This is a genomic window from Methylobacterium brachythecii, assembly GCF_014196345.1.
In the GTDB taxonomy this organism is placed as follows: Bacteria; Pseudomonadota; Alphaproteobacteria; order Rhizobiales; family Beijerinckiaceae; genus Methylobacterium; species Methylobacterium brachythecii.
Genome location: NZ_JACIDN010000003.1, coordinates 423594 through 447844 on the forward strand (window position 1 = coordinate 423594; position 24251 = coordinate 447844).

General features: G+C 66.9%; 22 protein-coding genes and 1 tRNA gene. 13 read left to right on the forward strand and 10 right to left on the reverse strand.

The window, feature by feature from the left end:
• Nucleotides 1–7: 7 nt before the first annotated feature.
• The 4 genes from GGR33_RS09630 to GGR33_RS09645 all read left to right on the forward strand — a co-directional run bounded on the left by GGR33_RS09630 (nucleotide 8) and on the right by GGR33_RS09645 (nucleotide 3021).
• The gene (locus tag GGR33_RS09630; protein WP_183505062.1) at nucleotides 8–487 is read left to right on the forward strand and encodes a chemotaxis protein CheW; all 480 of its coding nucleotides are present in this window, start codon (nucleotides 8–10) and stop codon (nucleotides 485–487) included.
• A 31-nt stretch (nucleotides 488–518) separates the two neighbouring features.
• Entirely contained in the window at nucleotides 519–902 is a 384-nt protein-coding gene (locus GGR33_RS09635; protein ID WP_183504390.1) for a response regulator, read from the forward strand.
• Nucleotides 903–1006: 104 nt separating this feature from the next.
• Nucleotides 1007–2167, forward strand: a complete 1161-nt coding sequence (locus GGR33_RS09640; RefSeq protein ID WP_183504391.1) for a protein-glutamate methylesterase/protein-glutamine glutaminase — start codon at nucleotides 1007–1009, stop codon at nucleotides 2165–2167.
• Nucleotides 2164–3021, forward strand: a complete 858-nt coding sequence (locus tag GGR33_RS09645) for a CheR family methyltransferase (RefSeq protein ID WP_183504394.1) — start codon at nucleotides 2164–2166, stop codon at nucleotides 3019–3021. The genes GGR33_RS09640 and GGR33_RS09645 overlap by 4 nt, the downstream gene beginning before the upstream one ends.
• 127 nt (nucleotides 3022–3148) lie before the next feature.
• Here GGR33_RS09645 and GGR33_RS09650 read toward each other — a convergent pair whose 3' ends face one another.
• The 6 genes from GGR33_RS09650 to GGR33_RS09675 form a co-directional block, all read right to left on the reverse strand.
• Nucleotides 3149–3814, reverse strand: coding sequence for a response regulator (locus tag GGR33_RS09650; protein WP_425488761.1), 666 nt, complete (start codon nucleotides 3812–3814; stop codon nucleotides 3149–3151).
• Nucleotides 3815–4047: 233 nt separating this feature from the next.
• Complete coding sequence (locus GGR33_RS09655) at nucleotides 4048–5850, reverse strand: PQQ-dependent methanol/ethanol family dehydrogenase (RefSeq protein WP_183504396.1); 1803 nt, start codon at nucleotides 5848–5850, stop codon at nucleotides 4048–4050.
• Between the two features lie 247 nt (nucleotides 5851–6097).
• A complete protein-coding gene (locus GGR33_RS09660) occupies nucleotides 6098–6967 on the reverse strand; it encodes a substrate-binding periplasmic protein (RefSeq protein ID WP_246412936.1) in 870 nt (289 codons plus the stop codon).
• A gap of 14 nt (nucleotides 6968–6981) precedes the next feature.
• Nucleotides 6982–7407: a cytochrome c-550 PedF gene (pedF, locus tag GGR33_RS09665; RefSeq protein ID WP_183504398.1), complete on the reverse strand. Its 426-nt coding sequence runs from the start codon at nucleotides 7405–7407 to the stop codon at nucleotides 6982–6984.
• A 183-nt stretch (nucleotides 7408–7590) separates the two neighbouring features.
• Complete coding sequence (locus GGR33_RS09670) at nucleotides 7591–7911, reverse strand: c-type cytochrome (RefSeq protein WP_183505068.1); 321 nt, start codon at nucleotides 7909–7911, stop codon at nucleotides 7591–7593.
• Nucleotides 7912–7934: 23 nt separating this feature from the next.
• Nucleotides 7935–9218, reverse strand: a complete 1284-nt coding sequence (locus GGR33_RS09675; protein WP_183504400.1) for a PQQ-dependent sugar dehydrogenase — start codon at nucleotides 9216–9218, stop codon at nucleotides 7935–7937.
• A gap of 270 nt (nucleotides 9219–9488) precedes the next feature.
• On the opposite strand from GGR33_RS09675, the gene GGR33_RS09680 reads away from it, so the two are divergent.
• Nucleotides 9489–10700 carry an ABC transporter substrate-binding protein gene (locus tag GGR33_RS09680; protein ID WP_183504402.1) on the forward strand — a complete coding sequence of 404 codons (1212 nt, stop codon included), beginning with the start codon at nucleotides 9489–9491 and terminating at the stop codon, nucleotides 10698–10700.
• A 1-nt stretch (nucleotide 10701) separates the two neighbouring features.
• A complete protein-coding gene (locus tag GGR33_RS09685; RefSeq protein WP_183504404.1) occupies nucleotides 10702–11709 on the forward strand; it encodes a YVTN family beta-propeller repeat protein in 1008 nt (335 codons plus the stop codon).
• Nucleotides 11710–11737: 28 nt separating this feature from the next.
• Here the strand turns inward: GGR33_RS09685 and GGR33_RS09690 are convergent, their stop codons facing one another.
• Nucleotides 11738–13258: a putative bifunctional diguanylate cyclase/phosphodiesterase gene (locus GGR33_RS09690; protein ID WP_306483832.1), complete on the reverse strand. Its 1521-nt coding sequence runs from the start codon at nucleotides 13256–13258 to the stop codon at nucleotides 11738–11740.
• A gap of 372 nt (nucleotides 13259–13630) precedes the next feature.
• On the opposite strand from GGR33_RS09690, the gene GGR33_RS09695 reads away from it, so the two are divergent.
• The 6 genes from GGR33_RS09695 to GGR33_RS09720 all read left to right on the forward strand — a co-directional run bounded on the left by GGR33_RS09695 (nucleotide 13631) and on the right by GGR33_RS09720 (nucleotide 18195).
• Nucleotides 13631–14800, forward strand: a complete 1170-nt coding sequence (locus GGR33_RS09695; RefSeq protein ID WP_183504408.1) for an FIST N-terminal domain-containing protein — start codon at nucleotides 13631–13633, stop codon at nucleotides 14798–14800.
• A gap of 99 nt (nucleotides 14801–14899) precedes the next feature.
• On the forward strand, nucleotides 14900–16261 hold the full coding sequence (locus GGR33_RS09700; protein ID WP_183504410.1) for an ATP-binding response regulator: 1362 nt from the start codon (nucleotides 14900–14902) through the stop codon (nucleotides 16259–16261).
• A gap of 87 nt (nucleotides 16262–16348) precedes the next feature.
• Nucleotides 16349–16433, forward strand: a tRNA-Leu gene (locus GGR33_RS09705).
• Between the two features lie 154 nt (nucleotides 16434–16587).
• A complete protein-coding gene (gene chlG, locus GGR33_RS09710) occupies nucleotides 16588–17490 on the forward strand; it encodes a chlorophyll synthase ChlG (RefSeq protein ID WP_246412937.1) in 903 nt (300 codons plus the stop codon).
• Between the two features lie 74 nt (nucleotides 17491–17564).
• A complete protein-coding gene (locus GGR33_RS09715; RefSeq protein ID WP_183504414.1) occupies nucleotides 17565–17876 on the forward strand; it encodes an EthD family reductase in 312 nt (103 codons plus the stop codon).
• A 16-nt stretch (nucleotides 17877–17892) separates the two neighbouring features.
• On the forward strand, nucleotides 17893–18195 hold the full coding sequence (locus GGR33_RS09720) for a hypothetical protein (RefSeq protein ID WP_183504416.1): 303 nt from the start codon (nucleotides 17893–17895) through the stop codon (nucleotides 18193–18195).
• Nucleotides 18196–18218: 23 nt separating this feature from the next.
• Here GGR33_RS09720 and GGR33_RS09725 read toward each other — a convergent pair whose 3' ends face one another.
• Together GGR33_RS09725 and GGR33_RS09730 are read right to left on the reverse strand one after the other, a co-directional pair.
• Nucleotides 18219–21578, reverse strand: a complete 3360-nt coding sequence (locus tag GGR33_RS09725) for a PAS domain-containing protein (protein ID WP_183504417.1) — start codon at nucleotides 21576–21578, stop codon at nucleotides 18219–18221.
• Between the two features lie 84 nt (nucleotides 21579–21662).
• On the reverse strand, nucleotides 21663–22955 hold the full coding sequence (locus tag GGR33_RS09730) for an O-antigen ligase family protein (RefSeq protein ID WP_183504418.1): 1293 nt from the start codon (nucleotides 22953–22955) through the stop codon (nucleotides 21663–21665).
• Between the two features lie 190 nt (nucleotides 22956–23145).
• On the opposite strand from GGR33_RS09730, the gene GGR33_RS09735 reads away from it, so the two are divergent.
• Nucleotides 23146–23340, forward strand: a complete 195-nt coding sequence (locus GGR33_RS09735; RefSeq protein WP_183504419.1) for a hypothetical protein — start codon at nucleotides 23146–23148, stop codon at nucleotides 23338–23340.
• Here the strand turns inward: GGR33_RS09735 and GGR33_RS09740 are convergent.
• A complete protein-coding gene (locus tag GGR33_RS09740; protein ID WP_183504420.1) occupies nucleotides 23334–24080 on the reverse strand; it encodes a CDP-diacylglycerol diphosphatase in 747 nt (248 codons plus the stop codon). The two genes, GGR33_RS09735 and GGR33_RS09740, sit on opposite strands and share 7 nt — an antisense overlap.
• Between the last annotated feature and the right edge of the window lie 171 nt (nucleotides 24081–24251).

A 24251-nucleotide genomic window follows, 5' to 3' on the forward strand; every position in this document is an offset into this window, starting at 1 on the left:
CCCCGCCATGCAGGCCGCCAACACGAACGCCTCCGAGACCGCCGTCTCGGGTGAGCACGACTACGTCACCGTCTTCGTCGGCGACGCGATGTTCGGCCTCGCCATCGAGCGCGTGCACGACGTGTTCATGCCCTCGGGCGTCACCACCGTGCCGCTCGCCCCGCGCGAGATCGTTGGGCTGATCAACCTGCGCGGCCGCGTCGTCACGGCGCTCTGCCTGCGCCGCCGCCTCGGCCTGCCGGACCGCGAGCCGGGCGCGGCCTGCATGGCGATCGGCCTGGAGCAAGGCTCCGAGACCTTCGCGCTGGTCACCGACGGCGTCGGCGAGGTGCTGAAGCTCGGTGCCGAGACCTGCGAGCCGGTTCCGATCAACCTCGATGCCCGCTGGCGCGATCTCGCCAGCGCCGTCCATCGGCTCGACGGCCGCCTGCTCGTGATCCTCGACATCACCGCGCTGCTCGCCTTCGGCGAAGCGATCGCGGCCTGACGTCCTCTTCGAACCCCTGCCGAGAGCCGACATGAATACCGCCCTGATCGTCGACGACTCCGCCGTGATCCGAAAAGTGGCCCGGCGCATCCTCGAGACCGTGAACCTCAAGGTCTCGGATGCCGAGGACGGCGAGACCGCGCTCGCCCTGTGCAACCAGACGATGCCGGACGTGATCCTTCTCGACTGGATGATGCCGAAGATGGACGGCTACGAGTTCCTGACGGCGCTCCGGGCCACTCCGGGCGGTGCGCATCCGAAGGTTCTGTTCTGCACCACCGAGAACGACGTCGGCGCCATCGCTCGCGCGCTGCACGGGGGCGCCGACGAGTACATCATGAAGCCGTTCGATCGCGAGATCCTGATGACGAAGCTCGAACAGGTCGGGCTCCCCCGCGAGCGTCGCGCCGCCTGAGCACACAAGCCGAGACCGCTGATCCGAACTCGCGCCGCCGCGTCTCCGGCTCGCGGGGCCGACGTCCGAGATCCCCTCGACCCCTGCACCGAAAGCGCTGATCCATGCCGGCCGCCCTCGCCGTCACTTCTCTTCCCGGCGCATCTTCGGCGACCAACGCGCCGGCACGTGTTCTGATCGCCGACGATTCCGCCGTGGTCCGCGGCTTGGTCTCCCGCTGGCTAACGGAGGCCGGCTTCGAGGTGGTCGCCACCTGCTCGAACGGCCGCATTGCCCTCGACGCCCTCAACAAGCACGATCCGGACGTCGTGCTCCTCGACATCGACATGCCGGAGCTCGACGGCACCTCGGCACTTCCGCTGATGCTGGCGCGGGTGCCCGGCCTCCAGGTCGTGATGATGTCGACGCTGACGCAGCGCAACGCCGACATCTCGCTGAAATGCCTCGCACTCGGCGCGGTCGACTACCTGCCCAAACCCGAGAGCTCGCGCGGCGTCACCACCTCGGATGCCTTTCGCACGGACCTCGTCGAGCGCGTGCGCCTGTTCGGCGGTAAGCGGCACCGACGCGTGTCCTCGCCGGCCCCGGCGAGCCATGGGTCCGCTCCGGCGGCAACTCCGGCACCAGCCACCTCGCGCCTGTCCTCGCCGGTCACGCTGCGCCCGAAGCCGCGCACCGTCGTGACACCACGCTGCCTGCTGATCGGCTCTTCCACCGGCGGCCCCCGCGCCGTCGGCGACGTGCTGGAGCGGATCGGCGCGCAGACCCTGCGCAACGTGCCGACCCTCATCGTCCAGCACATGCCCCCGGTCTTCACCGCGGTCTTCGCGGAGCATCTCGGCGCCCGCGTCGGCCTGCCGGCCGCCGAGGGTAAGGACGGCGAGCGGCTGCAGCCGGGCCGGATCTACGTCGCTCCCGGAGGCCGTCACATGGGCCTCGCCAAGGGCGAGCCGGTGATCCGCCTCGATGACGGCCCGGTGGTCAACTTCTGCCGCCCTGCGGTCGACGTGCTGTTCTTCGACGCCGCCGCGGTCTTCGGCGCTGCGACGCTGAGCGTCATTCTCACCGGCATGGGCGCCGACGGCACGCCGGGCGCACGGGCGCTGGTCGAGGCCGGCGGCATGATGTTCGCGCAGGACGAGGCCACCAGCACGGTGTGGGGCATGCCCGGCAGCGTCGCCAAGGCCGGCCTCTGCCACGGTGTGCTGCCGCTGCCCGAGATCGGCCCGGCCCTCAAGGCCCACCTGACGGGGCAGGCACGATGAGCGACGCTGCCTTCGACTACCTGCGGACTTTCCTGAAGGACCGCTCCGGCCTCGCGCTCGGGCCGGAGAAGCTCTACCTCGTCGAGAGCCGGCTGAACCCGATCTGCCGGCGCTTCAACCTCGCCACGCTCAACGACCTGTGCACGGCCCTCAGGACCTCGCGCCGTGACGTCGAGCAGGCCGTGGTCGAGGCGATGACCACGAACGAGACTTTCTTCTTCCGCGACCGCACGCCGTTCGACATGTTTCGCGACGTGCTGCTGCCGCGGGCGATCACGGCACGCGCCGTGACCCGGCGCCTGCGCATTTGGAGCGCGGCTGCCTCCAGCGGCCAAGAGCCCTATTCGCTTGCCATGCTGCTCAAGGAGGCAGCCCCGCGGCTCGCGGGCTGGCACATCGAGATCGTCGCCACCGACCTCTCGACCGAGGTTCTGGAGAAGGCCAAGGCCGGCTTCTACAGCCATTTCGAGGTGCAGCGCGGCCTGCCGGCCCAACTCCTCGTCAAGTACTTCTCGCAGCAGGGAGACCGCTGGCGCATCGATCCGAGCCTCGGCACGATGATCGATTTCCGGCCGCTCAACCTGCTGCAGCCCTTCGACCATCTCGGCACCTTCGACATCGTGTTCTGCCGAAACGTGCTGATCTATTTCGACATGCCCACGAAGAGCGACGTTCTGCGGCGCATCGCGAAGGCGCTCGCACCCGACGGTGCCGTGCTACTCGGAGCGGCAGAGACCGTGATCGGTCTCACCGACGCGCTCGTTCCGGACGGCGCCAATCGCGGGCTCTACCGCAAGGGCGTCACTTCGGCCGCGGCGGCACATCCGGCGCCCCCGATGCGAGCCGCGGTGTAACCACCCGCGGACGACATGCGAGGGGTGAACGGCTCCGGCGCCGCTCTGGGCAGCGCCGGGGCGGCGTCGGGCTCGCAACCGCGTCGGCCTGAGGAGGATGCGCGCTCTCGCGGGATCGGCGCGGCGTCTATCCCGCCGAGAACGACCCGTTGCTCTGGTCGAAATCCATGTAGGCGGTCTCGATCACGATCTGCGTCCGGCTGATCACTTCGAGCTTGCGCAGGATCTCGGAGACGTGGGCCTTCACTGTGGAATCGCCCACCTGCAGCTCATGGGCGATCTGCTTGTTGAGCTTGCCCTGGCGGATCATCATCAGCACCCGCATCTGCTGCGGCGTCAGCAGGGCGACGCGCTCAGCGAGCGGGGTTTTCTTGGCGCGAGCGGGGGCCGGATCGGGGATGCCGGCGAGTTCCGCCGGCATGAACAGGGCGCCGTTCATCACCTCCGAGATTGCCCGGGTCAGCGTCGCCTTGTCGACCGCCTTGGGTACGAAGCCGGCGGCGCCGTGATGAACGGCCTCGCGCATGATGCGCGGATCTTCTAGCCCCGAGACGATCAGGATCGGGATGCGGGGAAAGCGGGTGCGGATCGTGACGAGGCCGTCGAATCCGGTCACGCCCTGCATTGAGAGGTCGAGCAGCGTCAGATCGATGGTCGGCGTCTTGGCGAGCAGGTCGCAGGCCGAGCGGATGCCGTCGGCCTCTTCGAGCCGTGCCTGCGGGAAGGCGAGAGTGATCGCGCTCGCAAGCGCCTCGCGGAATAGGGGATGGTCGTCGACGATGAGAAGGTGCAACGCAACGCCCTCCGGCCGGGTCTCGATGCCCTGATCCGGGGTCAGTATATCTCCAACGGAGGGAGAAATCGTCTCGTTCGCGCGTGCGGTCTGCATGGTCGTTGGCATGCCTACCCGATGATCGTCGAAATGTCCGTTCCGGCCACGCTGGGCCGGCCTGCGGAACGATGTTGGAAGAGGCGATCGGGGCGGGGCATGAGAGCCCCGTCCCGGAAGCGTCTTTGAGCTACGCCTCAGCGCGTGGCGAGCTTCTTCGGCAGTTTGAAGGCCCAGAAGCTGCCGCCCTGGTTGATGCCGGCCGTGGTCTTGGCGACCTCGCCACCCCAGAGCGGAACCGCGCCACCCCAACCGGCGGTGATGCCGATCCACTGCTCGCCGTCCTGCTCCCAGGTGATGGGGGAGGAGACGACGCCGGTGCCGGTCTGGAACTTCCAGACTTCTTCGCCGGTCTTGGCGTCGAAGGCCTTCAGGAAGCCTTCGGGCGTGCCGGTGAAGACGAGGTTGCCGGCCGTGCTCAGAACGCCGCCCCAGAGCGGAGCCTTGTTCTTATAGTTCCACACCACCTTGCCGGTGGCCGGGTCGATCGCCTTGAGCGAACCGATATGGTCCTCGAAGATCGGCTTGATGGTGAAGCCGGCGCCGAGATAGGCCGCGCCCTTCTTGTACGAGACGGCCTCGTTCCAGATGTCCATGCCCCACTCGTTGGAGGGAACGTAGAACAGCTTGGTGTCGGGGCTGTAGCCGATCGGCATCCAGTTCTTGCCGCCGAGGAAGCTCGGCACCGCGAACACGGACTTGCCCTTCTTCTCGTCACCCGTGGCCTTCGACGGATCGCCGGGACGGAAAGCCGGGTCGTAATCCGGGCGGCCGTCATCGTTGATCTTCTTGGCCCAGGTGATCTTCTCGACGAACGGGCTCGCCGAGATGAACTTCCCGTTGGTGCGGTCGAGGACGTAGAAGAAGCCGTTACGGTCGGCGGTGGCGCCGGCCTTGATGGTCTTGCCGCCCTTGTTGAGGTCGAACGGCACGAACTCGTTCACGCCGTCGAAGTCCCAGCCGTCATGCGGCGTGGTCTGGAAGCCCCAGACGATCTCGCCGTTCTCCGGGTTGAGAGCGATGCGCGAGGCAGTCCACTTGTTGTCGCCCGGACGCAGCCAGGAGTTCCACGGACCCGGATTGCCGGTGCCGAAGTAGATCAGGTTGGTCTCGGGATCGTAGGTGCCGCCGAGCCAGGTGGCGCCGCCGCCGTACTTCCACATGTCGCCCGGCCAGGTCTCGTTGACCTTGCCGGTCATCGTCGATTCCTTGCCGTTCAGCTCGCCCATGTGGCCTTCGATGACCGGACGCTTCCAGATGATCTCGCCGGTCTCGGCATCGCGTGCCTCGACGCGGCCGACGATGCCGAACTCGCCGCCGGACACGCCGGTGATGATCTTGCCCTTCACGATGAGGGGAGCGGCGGTGTAGCTGTAGCCGCCCTTGAAATCGTCGATGTCCTTCTTCCAGACGACCTTGCCGGACTTCTGGTCGAGGGCGACGAGCTTGGCATCGAGCGTGCCGAAGATCACGAGGTTCTTGTAGAGCGCAGCGCCGCGGTTCACGACGTCGCAGCACGGCAGGATGCCCTCGGGGAGGCGAGCCTCGTACTGCCAGAGCTTCTCACCGGTGCGCGAGTCGATGGCGTACATGCGCGAGTAGGAGCCGGTGACGTAGATCACGCCGTCCTTGATGAGCGCCTGGCTCTCCTGGCCGCGCTGCTTCTCGCCGCCAAAGGAGAACGACCAAGCGGGAACGAGACCCTTGATGGTCTCCTTGTTGATCGCCTTGAGCGGGCTGTAGCGCTGGGCCTGCGGGCCGAGACCGTAGGAGACGACGTCTTCCGGGGTCTTGGCGTCGTTCAGGATGTCCTGATCGCTCACCCCGCCGGAGGCCGCTGCCTTCTCGGGCTCCTTGGCCTGCGGGGCGGACATCGCCGCCGCGCCGACGAGCAGGGCGAGGGCCCCGGCCGCCGTGAGAAACTGGTCACGCAATCTCATGACATCTCCTCCTCTTGAACGTCTGGCTTGCCGGGGAGCTGATGCTCCTTATTGGACGAGCGGCATGCCTCGCGCAGGACGATAGTCAGAGTCGTAAAACCGGGTTATTGGCCATAAGTATAAGAATACGCTTATTATGATAATATAACTGCAATAACATCAAAAGGCAGCAAAACACTTCCGCCGCCATTGCTGGCATCGGGAGTTTATGCTGCCGATCTCTACTCGAACGCGACTTGCTTGCGGATCAGTATCCTTTCGGGGCCGTATATTCGACGCCGTATTTCTCGAAGATCGACTTCAGGGCACCGTTCTCGGCCATGGCAGTGAGCGCATCGCCGACGGCGTATCCAAGATCGCGAGAGTCGCTCTTCACGGCCCCACCGATCTCCCAGCTCAGCTTCACCGGGCCGCCAAGCGCCAGCTGCTTGATGCCGATCTCGTCCTTCGAAGCCTTGGCGGCGAACAGGGCCGCCTCGATATTCGCGCGCGTCCCGGCGAGGATCGGAGCATCGCCCGCCAGGAAGGCCTTTGCGGCTTCGTCGAAACTCTTGAAGTGCTTGAGGTTCGACCGGAACTGGCCGCCTTGCGCGGTGAGCAACATCGCGTCGGAAGCGCTGTTGCCTTCCACGTCGATCGCCGCGCTGCCGATGTCGCCGACCGTATCGAAGTTCTCGACCGCACTCTTGCGCACGGCGAAGGCGAGCTTCTCGTCGTAATAGGGCCGCGTCATGAAGATTTGCTCGTTGCGGATCGCCAGCAGCTTGTCGGTCGGGACGTGCAGCATCAGGTCGGCGAGCGGGGAACCGGCTAGGTCACCCTTCCAGAGGTTGAGCCGGAAATCGCCGTCGACGTTCTCGCCGGCATCGACGAGGCGGATCTCGGCCTTGACCTTCAGCGCCTTGGCGATCGCCTCGGCGAGGTCGACTTCGATGCCCCAGGGCTTGCCGTCCTTCAGGTCGGAGAACGGCGCGTTCTGCTCGTAGAGCACCACGCGCATCGTGCCGTCCTTGACAACCTCATCGAAGGGCCGCGCAACGACAGGCGCCCCCGTGATGGCGACTGCCGCAAGGCTGACGAGGACAGCCTTGAGCATCGGCGTGACGGTGCGAGTCATGCTGCCCGAGCCGCTCACTGTTCCTCGTGCTTGGATTCGAGGTAGCTGCGGATCGCCCACAGGCCTTCCTGCGAGAGCACGCCGGCGAAGACGGGCATCTTGGTGACGCCGTTGATGATCGCGCCGTGGGTCACGCGCTCCTTGAACCACTCGTCGCCGTCCTTGCCCTTTTCGAGATAGCGCAAGTCGGGGGCGAGGCCGCCGGAGATGACTTCGAGGCCGTGGCAGCGGGCGCAGTTCTGGTTGTATCCCGAGGCGCCGATCTTGATGGCGGTCTCGTTGCCGCGATACGGGTTCTCGTTCTTCCACTCGTCGCCGAGATTCTCGAGACCGTCCGTCTTGATTTCCTGCGGCTGCACGTCGCCGTGGCTGAACACGGCACCGGTCGACACCACGAGCGCTGCGAGAACGCTGCCCACCAGCGCAAGCTTCTTGGTCATCCCGAATTGTCCTCCCTGGACGGCTTTTCCTTGGCGACCGCGTCGCCTGAGCCGTGAGTGAGACGAGCGGGTGAAGAGCAGCCGCCGATCTCGATTGGTTCCAAGCTAGCAAGGGGGTTCAGGCAAACCCATTGTGCTTTGGTACAACCAGAGCTGGGATGTTTCGGCGGGACCGACCTGTGATCACTCGGGCGGCGTCACCTCGACCGGGATACGGGCGTAATGCGCTGCGAGGTTAGCGATGTCGGCGTCGCTCAATTCCTTGGCGACGAGCGACATGGTCTCGTTGCTGCGCGCACCCGAGCGGAAATCCGTGAGCGCTTTCACGAGGTAGCCCTCGACCTGACCCGAGAGGTTCGGCGCATCCGGCATCTTCGAGACGCCGTCGATGCCGTGGCAGGTCTGGCAGGCGACGGCGCGCTTGCGGCCCGCGGCGGAATCGCCGGCCCCAGCGGGTAGGACGGCGAACACTGTCAGGAGAACGGCGGCCGAGACGGCTGCCATTCCCTGTTTCGTGAGAAGGCGCTTCATTTGCCCTCGTAGGAGATGCGGTAGATCGCGCCGGTGGTGTCGTCAGAGACCAGCAGCGAACCGTCCTGCAGCACGGCGACGTCCACCGGGCGGCCGAGATACTCGCCGTCACCCGTCAGCCAGCCTTCCGCGAAGGGCTTCGGCTCGCCGGCCTTGCCATCCTTGACCGGCGTGAACATCACCCGCGCGCCGAGCGGCTGGGTGCGGTTCCAGGAGCCGTGCTCGGCCGTGAAGATGCCGCCGCGATAGCTCTCGGGAAACATCTTGGCGTTGTAAAAGGTCATGCCGAGATCGGCCGCGTGCGGGGGCATCTCCGCTTGCGGGAAGACGATGTCTTTCGGCGGCGTCTCGTCCTTGTACTCGACGGTGCGGGTCTTGCCGCCGCCGTACCAGGGGAAGCCGAAATTCTCGCCGGCCTTCGAGGCACGGTTCAATTCGCCCGGCGGCTGGTCGTCGCCCATACCGTCGACCTGGTTGTCGGTGAACCAGAGCGACTTGTCCTCGCGGCTGAAATCGATGCCGACCGAGTTGCGCACGCCGGTCGCATAGACCTCGCGATCCTTGCCGAGCGGGTCCATGCGGATGATCCCGCCGACGCCGGTCTTGTGGTAGAGGTCGAGCTTGTCCTTCGGCGGCACGTTGTGGGGCTGGCCCAGCGCGATGTAGAGCTTGCCGTCTGGCCCGAACTTGCAGACGCGGGCCGAGTGATTGAAGCTCTCCTCGGAAGCCGGGATCAGCTCGCCCTGCTTCACGACGACGTTCAGCGCGACATCCGGATTCTCGTAGAAGAACTCGGCGGCCGGGAAGGCCAGCACGCGGTTCAATTCAGCGATGAAGAGCACGCCGTCGCGCGAAAAGCAGACGCCATTCGGATCGTGAAAGGTGATGCCCGGCGCGAAGGGGCGGACCTCGTCGGCGACGCGGTCCTTGTCGCGGTCGGTCACCGTGTAGACCTTGGTCTTGCGGGTGCCGACGAAGAGCACGCCGGCATTCGGACCGACGGCGATCTGACGGGCGTCGGGCACGATCGCGTAGAGGTCGATCTTGAAGCCCGCGGGCAGCTTGATCTTCGAGAGCGTCTTGCGGATCGCATCGGCGCGCTTGCCGGTCTGCGGGACCTCGGCACCGGCGGCGGTGCCGGTGGATTGCATTCCCTGGAGCTTCTCGAGGGTGTCCACCTTGCTGCCGGCATCGGCAGCGGGGGGAGCGCTCTGCGCCAACGCGCCGAACGGAGCCAGGAACGCGGCGAGCGCCACCGACGCGAGACCGAACCTTCGCATGTCGTTTCCTCCAGAACCCGCGCATAATTATGGATACGGCGGTTGCCGTTGGTTGTAGCGGGCACCTCGGCCCGAGCAAGAACACGCGCGCTCACGCTTGCGTGTGCGGGCAAAGCGCTTTCGCGAGCTATCGTCCCGGACCGAACCTCGGACCTTGGTCCAATTCCGCGGGGAGGGGGCGCCCCCTATCCTGCCTGGCAAAACGAGACGGGATAGGAAACGAGACCAATCGGGATGCGGTCGAGACGAGACCGGACGTTCGGCCGACGGATGCGCCTTTGCGCAGCCGGGCTTCGATGCGCCCTCGTCATCCCTGGCATCACCTCGCTTTTGGCCGGGCCGGCCGATGCCCAGGCGGCGAAGCCGGCAGCGGCGTCGGTCGCGATCCACTACATCGAACGCCGCATCGAGCGGCCGACGCCCCTCAACAACGAGGACCCGATCCCCGACGACGAGGGCCTCAAGGGCGCTGAGCTCGGCATCAAGGATTCGAACGCCACGGGGCGTTTCGTCGGCCTCTCCTTCACCCTCAAGCCGACGATCGTCGAGGCTGGGGCCGACATCCGCGCCGCCTTCGCCGATATCGCCAAGGGCGGGCCGCCGCGCTTCGCCGTGGTCAATGCGCCGGCCGACGACGTGCTCGCGCTGGCGGATTCGGAGGAGGGGAGGGAGACCGTCTTCCTCAACGTTGGGGCCACGGATATGCGGCTGCGCGACGGCGATTGCCGCGCCCGGCTTCTCCACGTCATCCCGTCGCGCGACATGCTCGCCGACGCTCTGATGCAGCTTCTGGTCTTCAAGCGCTGGACGCGGCTGCTGCTCGTCTCCGGCCCCAACCCGGCGGACGGCCTTTACGCCGAGGCCCTGCGGCGAAGCGCCAAGAAGTTCGGCGCGAAGATCGTCGCGGAAACGAGCTTCGACGCGCGCGGTGCGGATCTCCGCGACTCCGCGTTGCGCGAGTTCGCTCTCGTGACGCGCGGTCCCGAGCACGACGTGGTGGCAGTGGCCGACGAGGCCGGCGAGTTCGGGACGAACCTCGTCTACAACACCGCCTCGCCGCGTCCCGTCGTCGGCACGCAGGGCCTGACGCCTGCCGCCTGGGGCCGCGCCGTCGAGGCCTGGGCGGCTGCGCAGTTGCAGCAGCGCTTTAGGAAGCTCGCCGGACGCACGATGCTGCCGGTCGACTGGGCCGGCTGGATGGCCGTGCACGCGGTCGGCGAGGCGGCGGTGCAACTCAAATCCGGCGATCCGGCCGCGATCAAGGATCTGATGCTCAGCCCGAAATTCGAAGTGGGCGGTTTCAAGGGTCGGTCGCTGAGCTTCCGGCCCTGGAACGGGCAGCTGCGCCAGCCGCTCTACCTGCTTTGGCCCGGCGCCGTGGTGGCGGCCGCCCCGATCGAGGGCTTCCTGCACCGGCGCACCGAACTCGACACCCTCGGCCTCGACCAGCCCGAGAGCGCCTGCAAGGCGATGGGAGGATAGGATGCTCCGCCTCACGACCGTGAGCCTTTTGGCGCTCGGCGCACTCGTCGCGCCGGCGCTCGCCCACGACATCTACGTCACCAACGAGCGCGACAACTCGGTCTCGGTGATCGACACCACGACCTACGAGGTCGTCCGCACCTTTCCGGTCGGCCGGCGTCCGCGCGGCATCGTCTTCTCCAAGGACGGGCAGCACCTCTACGTCTGCGCCAGCGATTCCGATGCGGTGCAGGTGATCGACCCGGCGACGGGCAAGCTCCTCCACAACCTGCCCTCGGGCGAGGACCCGGAGCAGTTCTCCCTCGCGCCCGACGGCAGGACGCTGTTCATCGCCAACGAAAACAACGCCACCACCACCGTCGTCGACGCAGAAACCCGCAAGGTGCTGGCCCAGATCGACGTCGGCATCGAGCCGGAAGGCATGGCGGTCAGCCCCGACGGAAAGATCGCGGTGACGACCTCCGAGACCACCAACATGGTCCATTGGATCGACACCAAGACGCTCCAGGCCATCGACGCCACCCAGGTCGAGCAGCGCCCGCGCCACGCCGAGTTCAGCAAGGACGGCACACGGCTCTGGGTCTCGTCCGAGATCGGCGGCACCGTCGCCGTGATCGACGTCGCCAGCCGCAAGGTGATCGAGACGATCCGCTTCGAGATTAAGGGGATCTCGGGAGATCGCATCCAGCCGGTCGGGATAAGCCTGACCGATGACGGACGCTACGCCTTTGTGGCGCTCGGCCCCTCGGACAGGGTCGCGGTGATCGATGCCAAGACCCTGAAAGTGACGAGCTACATCCTCGTCGGCCGCCGCGTCTGGCACACGGTGCTGACGCCGGAGCAGGATCGGCTGCTGACCACCAACGGCGTGTCGGGCGATGTGACCGTGATCGATGTCGGCTCGCTCAGGGCGATCAAGAGCATCAAGGTCGGCCGCTTCCCATGGGGCGCGGCCGTGCGTCCCGCAGCCAGTGCCGGCGCCAACAAGTCGGCCGGCGCGGCGGAGTAGGTCCGGCCAACCGGGCCCCCGAATTCGCTCAGGCGGCAGCCTGCTCGGCGGCCGTCTCGTCCGACGCGTCGGGGGCACCGCCCTCGACATACAGGTCGGCCTCCGGCTTCGACATCGGCTTACCGAAGAGATAGCCCTGTCCGAAGTCGCAGCCCTGGCCCTCCAGCCAGTCGAGGCTTCCGGACGTCTCGATGCCCTCTGCCGTCATGACCAGGCCGAGGCTCGATCCGAGCTTGATGATCGCATCCACCAGCTTCGCGCGCTCGTCGCTCATCGTGATCGAGTTCACGTAGCTGCGGTCGATCTTGAGCTTGTCGAACTTCAGTTCGCGCAGGTGATACAGGCTCGAATACCCGGTGCCGAAATCGTCGAGCGCGATGCGCACGCCGAGATTCTGCAGCGACGTCAGGGTCGCCCGGGTCGCCTCGAGATCCTGGATCAGCGCGCTTTCGGTGATCTCGATCTCCAGGCGATGCGCCGGGAAGCCGGATTCGTTGAGCACAGCGAGGATCTGCTCGGCGAACCAGCGGTCCTGGAACTGCTGAGGCGCCACGTTGATCGCGAGTTGCAGGTGCGGCGGCCACGCGGCCGCGTCCCGGCAGGCCTGGCGGAGCAGATCGTATGAGAGATCGCCGATCATCCCCGTCTCTTCGGCGATCGGGATGAATTCGCTCGGCAGCAGCGTGCCACGCTCCGGGTGCAGCCAGCGGGCGAGCACCTCGAAACCGATCAGCTCGCGGCCGGGGAGCGAGACCACGGGTTGGTAGAACGGCTCGATCTGGCCGGCGACGATCGCACCGCGCAGCTCCGTTTCCAGCAGCGCGCGCGCCCGCAAATCCTCGTCCATCGCGGTCTCGAAGAAGCGGAAGGTGCCGCGGCCGTCCTTCTTGCCCTGGTACATGGCGAGGTCAGCCGCATGAAGGGCGGCCTCCGCGTCGCCGACGGTCTCGCCCGCGAGGGCGATGCCGATGGTCGCGCCGATCTTGAGCTCCGACTTCTGCCAGCTGATCGGCGCCGAGAGCGCAGCGATCACGCCCTGGGCCACACGGGCGACCGCCTCGCTGCCGGCCGAAGGCGGTAGCATGGCGGCGAACTCGTCACCGCCGAGGCGCGCCGCGAGGCTTCCCGGCGGGAGAACCTGCTTCAGGCGTTCGGCTACGGTACAGAGCACCGTGTCGCCCGCGGCGTGGCCGTAGAGGTCGTTGACCGGCTTGAAGCGGTCGAGGTCGATCAGCAGCACGGCTGTCGCCTTGCCGGTCTCGCGCGAGAATTCGCCATCGACGGCTTCGACGAAACAGCGCCGGTTGGCCAGGCCGGTCAGGGAGTCATGGCGCGCCACCGAAGCGGCCTGCGCCTCGGCGCGATCCCTCTCCTGTTTCGCCCGGCGCAGCTTCAGGGACTTGTGAAGGCCAGCAGCGAAGGCACCGAGCCCGACGAAGCAACCGAGCGTCACCACTTCGGACAGCCCGTGTTCAGTCATGATGGCGTCGAGCACCCGGAAGGCCCCGAACTGAATGCCGACGATCCAGCCGCAGACGCCGATCGTCATCAGGCAAAGGAGATCGGAGAACTCGCTCCCTCTCCAACTCGCCCTTTTCCCACTCGCCATAAGGCTGTCTCCTCAGCGGGAATCATGGGATGGTATGGCGATTAACACGAGTCTAATTCGAGCGCTCGTCTTCGCTCGACCGGACGAGATGTCCGGTTTGACTGATTGGATGGTGACCAAGTCTTGAACGACTGGCCCGCGTAGACTGAGCATGTCGTGTGGGCAGGGACGGAATCCCGTCTTGGGTTAGCGCGGAGATGGGTTGTCCACCACCGCCGGCGCGGCGATTGCCAGTCTTTGCCGATACGGACATAAAGTTCATCAGAATGGGCCGCCGGAGACCGGACGGCCCTCACGCCTGGGAGTGAAGCAGTGGTGCAGGGAACGCAGATGCGCGCGCATCTGTGCGGCATCCAGACCGCGTGGACAGACGCGACCGATGCGCGAGAGGCCGTGATCGCCATCGCGGCCGTCCTCGATCGTGCGCAGATCGGGCATCTGCTCGTGTTCTTCTCGCCCGCCTATTCCACCACTGAGCTCACTGCCGCCGTCGCGGAGCAATTTCCGGGCGTCGGGCTCGCCGGATGCAGCACCTCGGGCGGGATCAGCCCGGCCGGCGCGATCGACCGCGGCTTCGTCGCCATCGCCTTCCCCCGCGAGGGGTTCCGGATCGTCTCCGACGTTCTCACCGACATCGACCGGCTCGACGTGGAGAGCGCCGCCTCGTCGGTCAGGGCGCTGCGCCGGACCCTCGACCAGGGCCGGCCCGACCGCGACCCCGGCCAACGCTTCGCGCTTTCGCTCATCGACGCGCTTGCGAATGCCGAGGAAACGGTGGTCTCCGCCGTGGCCTGGGCGCTGGACGGCATCCCGCTGGTCGGCGGCTCGGCCGGCGACGACCTCGCCTTCTCGGGCACCGTGCTGATCCACCAGGGCGAGGTCCACACCAACGCGGCGGTGCTGATCCTCGTCGAGACCGATTTTCCGATCCGGATCTTCAAGAGCGACAATTTCGAGCCGACGTCGCAGAAATTCGTCGTGACAGCGGCCTCCGAGGAGACCCGGCGCGTCTACGAGCTCAACGCGGAGCCGGCCGCGCGCGAATATGCGATGGCGGTCGGGCTCGATCCCGAGCACCTCACGCCGATGAGCTTCGCGGCCCATCCGCTGGCCGTGAAGATCGGCGGCGAGTACTATTGCCGCTCGATCAGCCGGCTCGACCCGGACGGGTCGCTGACCTTCTTCTGCGCGATCAGCGAGGGCGCGGTGCTGACGCTGGCCCAGCCGCGCGACATCGTCGAGGCGACGCGGGCCGAGCTGTCGAGCCTCGACACGGCGCTCGGCGGCATCGACGTGGTGATCGGCTTCGACTGCGTTTTGCGTCGCGTCGACGCCGAGAGCCGGCAGGTGCGCCACAAGATCTCAGACCTCTACCGCCGCTACGGCGTCGTCGGCTTCGAGACCTACGGCGAGCAGTACCGCTCGATGCACCTCAACCAGACCTTCACCGGCATCGCCATCGGCCGCGGCAACGCCGTCTGACCTTTGGTCTATGAACGCTCGGGATCGTTTCGTGGCATTGTGCGCGCGGAGGCCGACCGGGACGTCGGTGCTGGGGGCCGCAGCGATGATCGAGCAGCGATGAACGGCGCCACCCTCCCGCAGACCGCGCCCGACCCGGTCGACGCCCTGAACCAGCGCGTGCACAAGCTCGAGCGCATTAACGCCTCGCTGATGGCCCATGTCGAGCGGGCGATGGACCAGCAGGGCGGTGCCTACTCGCTGTTCCAGACCGCGATCACGCTGGAGGGGCGCGTTCGCTCGCGCACGGAAGAGCTCACGGCGTTGATGCACAGCCTGGAGCGCTCGAACGAGGCGCTGCAGGCAGCCAAGGAAGAGGCCGAGACCGCTAACCGCTCCAAGACCCGCTTCCTCGCGGCGGCGAGCCACGACCTGCTGCAGCCGCTCAACGCCGCGCGCCTCTCTCTCTCGGCGCTCGCCGACCTCGCGCCGAGCCCCGAGGCACAGACCGTCGCCGGCCAGGTCGAGCGCGGGCTGCAGACGATCGAAGACCTAATCAAGACGCTGATCGACATCTCGAAGCTCGATGCTGGCGTCGTGCGCCCGGTGCTGAAATCCGTCAGGCTCCGCGACCTCGTCGCGAACATCGATGCGAGCTTCCGGCCCTTCGCCGAGCGCAAGGACCTGCGCCTCGTCACGCGCTGCCGCGACGTCTTCGTCGAGACCGACATCGTGCTCCTGCAGCGCATCCTGCAGAACCTCGTCTCGAACGCGGTGCGCTACACGGAAAGCGGCGGCGTCCTCATCGCGGTGCGCAAGCGCGGCAAGCGCTGCCGCATCGACGTGATCGATACCGGCCACGGCATCCCCGAAGCCGAACAGGCGCTGGTCTTCGAGGAGTTCTACCGGGGCAGCAAGGACACGGACGATCCGGAGGCCGGGCTCGGCCTCGGGCTCGGCCTGTCGATCGTGCAGCGCATGGCCTCCACCCTGGATCACCCGATCTCGCTGCACTCGCGCGTCGGCCGCGGCACACGGATCACACTCGACCTGCCGAGCGCCAAGCCGAGGCCCGAGGCCGAGATCCGCATCATGCCGGTGGCCACCACGCTCACCGGCGCCCGCGTGCTCATCGTCGAGAACGACGCCTCGACCTCCGAGGCCCTCGTGCGCCTCCTCAAGAACTGGGACGCTCAGGTGCGCGCCCACCGCGACCTCGCGGGCGTCGTGCAGGCGCTGAGCGAGGGGATGAAGCGGCCCGACGTGATGATCATCGACTATCATCTCGACGACGGCGCAGTTGGCCTCGACGTGGTCGGCTATCTCCGGCGGACGCAGGGCTGGGTGACGCCGGTGATCGTCACCACGGCCGATTACAGCAGCGAGATCGAGCGGCAGGTCATGGAGACCGGAGCCGAACTGGTCCACAAGCCGATCAAGCCGGCGCAGCTGCGCTCGCTGCTGGCCTACATGCTGGCCTGAGCCGCGCGCTCTGGACGCCGTCGGGCCGCATGTGGCATTGACCGGCGACGGCATGGTTCGACTCCCCTCGGGAGGACGACTCCGCTCGCGGGCGTGGTGGAACTGGTAGACGCGCCGGACTCAAAATCCGGTTCCGAAAGGAGTGTCGGTTCGATTCCGACCGCCCGCACCACCTTCATCGACAGGGCTGATCGATCCAGGCGACGCACATCGCCGTCACGGCCGTTTTCAAACGCGATCTGTCAACAGCGCTTTACATGACGCTCTTGCGGCGGTTGGATGGACCCCCGGGGGCGCCGCTCCGGCTGATGGCGAGGAACGCGGGGATGCCAAGCGTCGCGATACCGGCCCGATCCTATCCGGCCCCGTCTGCCGTCCTCGAACTCCTGAAGCCGCTGACCTGGTTTCCGCCGATGTGGGCCTTCGGCTGCGGCGTCGTCGCGTCGGGCGTACCGCTGGCGGGGCACTGGGGCACCGCCCTTGCCGGCATCCTGCTGGCCGGTCCGCTGGTCTGTGCCACCAGCCAGGCGGTGAACGACTGGTACGACCGCGAGGTCGACGCCATCAACGAACCGCATCGGCCGATCCCTTCGGGCCGCATTCCCGGCAGTTGGGGCTTCTTCATCGCGATCGCCTGGACGGGGCTGTCCCTTCTCGTCGCGGCCGGGCTCGGACTCTGGGTATTCGTCTCGGCGCTCGTCGGGCTGGCGCTCGCCTGGGCCTACAGCGCTCCGCCGTTACGGCTGAAGCGCAACGGCTGGTGGGGGAACACGGCCTGCGGGCTCTGCTACGAGGGCCTCGCTTGGATCACCGGAACGGCCGTGATGATCGGCGGCGCCATGCCGCCGGCGTCGACGCTCGCGCTCGCCTTCCTCTACAGCTTGGGTGCCCACGGCATCATGACGCTCAACGACTTCAAGTCGGTCCGGGGCGACAGGGAGATGGGTATCCGGTCGCTCCCGGTCATGCTCGGGCGGGAGCGTGCCGCAAGCGTCGCCTGCTGGGTGATGGCGCTGCCGCAGTTCGTGGTGATCGCCCTGCTGCTGTCCTGGCGCCGCCCGATCGAGGCGGCGATCGTCGTCGTGCTGCTCCTCGGACAGGGGCTGCTGATGCGGCATTTCCTGCGCGCGCCGACCGAGCGGGCGATCTGGTACAGCGGTTTCGGCATCCCGCTCTACGTGCTGGGAATGCTGGCGAGCGCCTTCGCTGTCCGCGGGTTCGTCGCCTGACGAGAGGCCGTTGCCCTCACCGGTGATCGATGGTCTATCCCTCCGCACCGACAACGTATGCGGGAGAAGACGCCATGGTCCTGATCAGCGTGATGTATCCGGGCGGCGCTGGCACGCGCTTCGACATGAGCTACTACCTCAAGACGCACATGCCGCTGGTGAGCGAGCGTTGGTCGTCGAAGGGCCTACATGGCTACGAGGTGGTGAAGGGCTTCGCTACGCCGGACGGCACGCCTCCGCCTTTCCAGGTGATGGCCCTCCTTCGTTTCGAATCCGCCGACGCTTTCGCGGCCGCCGCGCAGGCGAACGGCGAAGAGATCTTCGGCGACATCCCGAACTTCACGGACACGCAACCCGCCGTCCAGATCAACGACTTCGCCGAGTAACGCGGCAGTTCGAGCGATGATCGACATCATCCAGCAGCTTCGGGGGAGTAATCCATCGCTCCCCTCGACCATCATCGTGCTGCGGGCCGACTCGCGGGCGCTCGCCGACCCCGAGACGCTGACGCCCGAGGCCCTGGCCTGGATCGAGGACCGGACGCCCGGTGCCCGTCTCTCGCAAGAGACGGTGCTCCTTGCGCCCTATCCGGGCGCGGTCCCGGCCGAGCGCAAGGTGACGGTGCTCGCCTTCCAAGACTCGCGCCACCTCGCGGCCTTCGCAACGGCCTGGACTGGCGATCCGATCGTCGAGGATCAGGGCTGAAAACCCTTCCGGTAATCCAGGACCTATGCCGCGCGCAACTCCTGGATCGTCTGGATCGCGCCACCGCGCAGCTCGGAGAGGCGGCGGATCAGGGGAACGAGGTCGTCGCCCGCATGGCAGGCCGCCTCGACCTCGCGGCAGAGTCGCGACAGCCCGACGAAGCCGAGAATGCCGGCGGCCGAAACCATGGCGTGTGCATCATGAGCGAGCTGGGCCCGGTCGACCGCGTCGACGCGGTCTACTTCCATGGCCGCGAAGCGCGCCTGGAGCTCCTCCTCCAGCAGCAGCAGCAGGGACTGGATGCGGTCCGCGCCCATGCGCTCCTTGATGCTGGAGAAGGTCTCCTCGTCCAGGATCGCCTCGCGGAGCCTTGCCCCGGCCGCACCTGACGCAGCCGACGGCCCGCTCCGCCGGCTGCGCTCATGCGCGACCCAGCGGTCGATGGCCGCGTAGAGTTCGGCGCGTTTGAACGGCTTGCCGACATGGTCATCCATGCCGGCCGCCCGCAGGTCGTCGATCTGCCTCGGCAGCACGTTGGCCGTCATCGCGACGATCGGCAGCTGGCCGGCATGGCCCTGCATCTGACGGATCAGGCGGGTCGCCGTCAGCCCGTCCATCCCGGGCATCTGCACGTCCATCAGCACGACGTCGTAGGGGTTCGGGCCGTCTGCCGTTGCCCGCACCGTCGCCACAGCGTCAGCTCCGTCCTCGACGATGTCGACGCGGTATCCCTTGATCTCCAGGACGGCCCGGGCGAGTTCCTGGTTGATCTTCACGTCCTCGACGAGGAGCACGCGCACCGGCTTCTCGTCCGCGTCCGCCTCGATTGTCTCCGGCTCTGCGGCCGAGAAGAGCGGCAGCGTCCCCGGTACGAGGTCCGGCACGCTGTCGCGCCGCGGCAGGGCCAGCGTGAACCAAAAGGTCGAGCCAACTCCGATCTCGCTGTCGACGCCGATCTCGCCACCCATCATCGTCACGAGATGCCGGCAGATCGCGAGTCCGAGCCCAGAGCCGCCGAAGCGGCGGCTGATCGAGCCGTCGACCTGGCTGAAACGCTTGAACAGTCGCTCCAACTGCTCCGGCGCGATACCGATTCCGGTATCCGTCACCGCGAAGCGCATCGCCTCCACGGTCTCACCCGTCTCGAGAAGGCGCGAGCCTTCATGCGTCACCGAGAGCTTCACCGATCCGGCCGGGGTGAACTTCACGGCGTTGTTGAGGAGGTTGAGCAGGACCTGCCGCAGACGGCTGGCATCGCCGAGCACGAAGGCGGGGAGGGTGGGATCGATCGCGCAGGCAAGCGAGAGCGGGCTCTTCAGCGCGCTGCCGCGCACGATCGACACGGTGTTGTCGACGAGGGCGTGCAGCGCGAACGCGATCGGATCGAGCTCGAACTGGCCCGCCTCGATCTTCGAGAAGTCGAGGATGTCGTTCACGACCGTGAGCAGGGCGGCGCCCGAGCCCTGGATCAGCTCGAGCCGGCGCTGGTCCTCCCGGCTGTGCCGCCTGCCTTCGAGCAGCAGGTCCGCGTAGCCGAGGATGCCGTTCAACGGCGTGCGGATCTCGTGGCTCATCGCCGCGAGGAACTCGCTCTTCGCCTCGCTCGCGCGCTCGGCCTCCGCGCGCGCGGCCTCGGCGGCACCCATCGCCGCCTGCAGCGCGGCCTCCGCCTGCTTGCGCTCGGTCACGTCGAAGCTGAGGCCGACCATCCGGATCGCGCGGTCGTCGGCATCGTAGAGAACGCGGCCGCAGGCATGCATCCAGCGCTCGGAATCGCCGCCGGTGATCCGGTACTCGGCCACGTAGTCGGTATGGGTATCGACGGCGCGCCTCACCGCGTCCCAGACGCCGAGGCGATCGTCGGGATGGACGAGGCCGGTCCAAACCGCGGTGGGAACCGAGAGTTCGCTCTCCTTGGGCAGCCCGTAGAGCCGCTGGTGCTCGCGATCCAGCGCGACGATGCCGGCGCGCATGTCGAAGTCCCAGGAGCCGGCATCGGCGGCCTCCCGGGCGAGGCGCAGCAGGTCGCCGGTCTCTTCGAGCCGCTTCTGCGTCGTGATGATGTCGTCGACGTCGAGCGCAGTGCCGAGCCATTCCGCAGCCGTGCCGTCCTCGGCCGGCGCGATCGGGATCATCACGATCCGGTGCCAGCGATAGACCCCGTCATGCCGCTGCAGCCGGACCTCGACGTTGAACGGCCGATCGCCGGAGCGTGAGTCCAGCCATGCGGCGTCGAGACGCCCGACATCGTCGGGATGCGCACGTCGGCGGCGATCGGTACGCGACGGGCCGATCGCCCCGTAATACTCGTTGAAGCAGGCGTTGGTGTAGGTTGCCGCGCCGTCCCCGGTGCGGGCGGCCCAGACGAGAAGCGGCAGCGCTTCGGCCAGTATCCGGTATTGCGCCTCGCTCTGGGCGAGCGCAGCCTCCGCGGTCTTGCGGCCGGTAATGTCGAGGATGGTCCCGAATAGGCCGGTGACGTCCCCATCCGGCCCCGTCTCGCAGATGCCGCTCACGGCGACGTCGCGCGGCTCCCCATCCGGGCGCACGACCTTCGCCTCGTAGGCGAAGACGGTGTTGTCGCGGATGGCGCCTTCGACGACGGCGGCGACCCGCTCGCGGTCGTCGGGATGGTAGACCTCGATCACGGCCTCGGCGAGGCTGGGTACCGGCAGGTCGGGGTTGTGGCCGAGAATGCGATAGGTGCCGTCGGACCAAGTCGTCTTGCCGTCGGCGAGTGCCACCCGCCAGTGGCCGACATGCGCCATGGTCTCGGCCAAGGTCAGGAGCCGATTCGCATCGCCGAGCGCCGTCTCGCGCAGCCGCAATTGCGAGGCCTGGGCCTCGATCACCTGTTCGCGCACCCTGCGTGCCCTGGCTTCGCGTTCGCGCTGAGCATCGGCCTCGTGCAGGTGCAGATGCGCGACGACGATCTCGGCGAGGTCGCGCAGGGCCGCGGCCTCGTCGTCGGAAAACCGGCGCGGCATCGTGTCGATCAGGCAGAGGGCGCCGACACGGATACCCGACCGCAGGATCAGGGGCGCACCGGCATAGAACCGCAGGTTCATCGCGCCGGTGACGAGGGGGTTGGACGCGAAACGTGGGTCGTCCCTGGCATCCTCGACGACGAGCACGGCATCGCTGCGGATGGTGTGGTCGCAAAAGGCTACCGAGCGCGGAAGGTTCTGGATCGCCGGGCTGCACTCGTTCTTCAGCCACTGCCTATCGGAAGCGACGAGCGTGACCAGCGCGGTGGGCACGCCGAACAGCCGTTTGGCCGTGCGGCAGACGGCCTCGAAATGCTCTTCCGGCGGCGTGTCGAGAATGTTCAGCGCGCGCAAAGCGGCGAGACGATCCGCTTCGCTAGACGGACACGTGATCACCTGACCATTCCCCCGACAGGCCGACCTGGCTCGCAATTCTGGGTTGTTCGCGTAGCCGTCGAGTCAGTCGTAAATTAACGATGATTAATGCGCGGTTAACACGGTGTCGGCGGCCTGCGAAGAGCGTATTCGACGCGCCGACCATTGCAGCCGTGCCGCTTCGAGACCCCAGACCATGCCGAGCATCATGTAGACGTGCCGCCATTTCTCGATGTCGATCTGCACGGCCTGCAGGAAGAACATCATCAGGGCCGGCCAGACGATCTGCGCATGCGCGCGAAACGGCGTGTCGCGGCTCATCAGCCGGAAGCCGACGAAGGCGGTCGCCAGCACCAACACGATGAACGTGGCCCCGCCGAGCCAGCCGCCATTGGCGAAGCTGCCGATATACGAGTTGTGCGGCTCGAGCTTGAAGATTAGCCGCCAATGCATCGGACCCATGCCGAAGGGCATCTCCAGGAGCATGGCGATGCCGCGGAGCTGGTTACCGAAGCGCCCAGTCTCGCCCTCGTCATAGTCCTGCGTCACCGAGGCACGGGCCTCGAACATCTTATGCACCTGGTCGATCGAGAGCAGCCCGATCACCGCGACGACGCCGAGCGCCAGGGTGACCAGACTCAGGGTCACGATCCGCCGGCGCAGCCGCGGCGAGGCGCTGGTGCGATAGACCGAGAGGATCATCAGGCCGGTCGCAACCACCGTCCCGCCCCAGGACCCGCGCGAGAAGGACAGGAAGATCCCCGCCAGGATGATGAGCAGCGCGCCGAACGCCATCACCGGCCTCCGGGTTCTCCCTGTGAGCAGCGCGTGCATCAGGTAGAGCGCGCCGAGCGTCAGGAACGAGCCGAAGACGTTCGGGTCCTGGAATGTGCCGGAAGCGCGGTCGTATTTGTAAAACAGGTCCTCAATGCCGAGGATCTGCAGGTAGCCGATCAGGCCGAGAAAGGCCGAAAACACGCAGCTCACCGTGTAGGCCTTGAGCGCCAGCTCCATCCTGTCCGTGGTGTCGTCGGAGAAGATCATCGCGAAGACGATGCTGGTGAGCACGAGGTAGATGAGCTGGATCGTCCACGTGACCGGGAAGGCTTCCGCCATATACGGCATCAGGCTGGTGCCGATGGCGACGAGATAGAGCAGCAGCAGGCCGACCAGCGGCATCACTCCGCGATGCAGGCGGATGCCGAGAACCAGCCAGAGCGCCATCGTCGGCAGCGCGATCAGGTCGTAGGGCGAGGTTTCCGAAAACGCGAAGCAGGCGAAGAAGATGAAGGCCGCGAGCATGACCTTCGCCAGCCCATTGAGAGCCGCGACGAGGGGGATCTCGGCCCAGGCGCCCGCGCTGTCGCGCGAGGGCAGGGCGGCAGCCGTGGACGACATGGCTCGACGCGCTCCGAGGACCGCCCGACGCAACACGCGAGACGGCGCCCCGCTTCAGGTGCCCTCCCGCAAACACGCGGTCCCGTACAGGCCGCGATCAAACCATCCAATGGTTGAGATTCACGAAAGGCGATGCTTCGCCTTCGGGACAATTGGCGGCCGCCGCCGTTACCCTCCTTTGGAGGCCTCGATGAAGAACCCGATCATGAGCCTTTGGCTCTCCTCCGCCAACCAAGCCACTTCGTGGTGGATGGGTCATGCCGCGAACGCCATGCGCGCTCAGCAGCGATTGGCGCTCGATGCGATGACGAAGGCGGCCACGGGCGGCAAGCCGACAGGCAAACGCAGACCGAGGAAGGTGCGAAAAGCCATGCGGCGCTACTGAGCCGCCGTTTTGCTGGCCAGCGCGCAATCGTGGTCGAGCAGCCATTCGGCGTGACTGTCGCCCGATCGATAGGCCAGCAGATACGCGCCGTCGGCCGGATCGCCCGGCGAGGTGCTGACCATGGCGAAGCTCGTCGCATCCAAGTCGTGAGGCCCCGGCAACCGGGTGAGTTGCGCGAAGGGGTTCAGGCCGTTCAGAGCCGCCGCAGGAATGAACTTTCCATAATAGCGCTGTCTCTCGAGCGAGAAGGGCAGGGAGCGCCACTCGCTGGTGAAAACGCGGGTATTGGCCCGGAGCGCCGCCCGCACCGCCGGCTGCACGCAGTCGATGTGAATGTGCAACTGATCCTGTGAACGCCCTCCTTGGGAGTTCACGGCGAAGGCCAAGTCGCTGATGTCGATCCGGCCTCGCAATGCATCGGTGACGAAGTGGCGTGCCTCCGTCGCAGCACGCCAGTAGGAGGCACCGGAGGCTGTTTGCAGCGAATGGTCTTCGAGACCGGCGATCCTGTCGGTCGGCATGACCACGACTTCGGTCTTCAGCAACGGTGCCTTCAGCACTGCGAAGCCGGGCCGGTCGTGACTGCCGAGATCGACCTGCAGGCAGGGAAACGGCTTGCCGAAGGTCGCCTGGGCGGCGACGCAGGTTCGCGTGACGACCCACAGCGTGTCGCGGGTCACGCCGGCATAGGCGGCGCCGACGGTCAAGACGAGAGCGAGCGAGGCGAGGGCAGCGCGCATGATGCCGTCTAGCATCGGTCCAAGGGTTTAACACTCTGCGCGTTAGGGGGATGAGCCGAATTTGGCGCTCGATTTGCCTGGGGATTCATCGGCGGCGCGGGCAGGTCTGGTGGTCCATCGTCGCGGTTGCCGGCCTCCGAAGCGTGTCGCATTCTCTCGCTAACTCAGCTC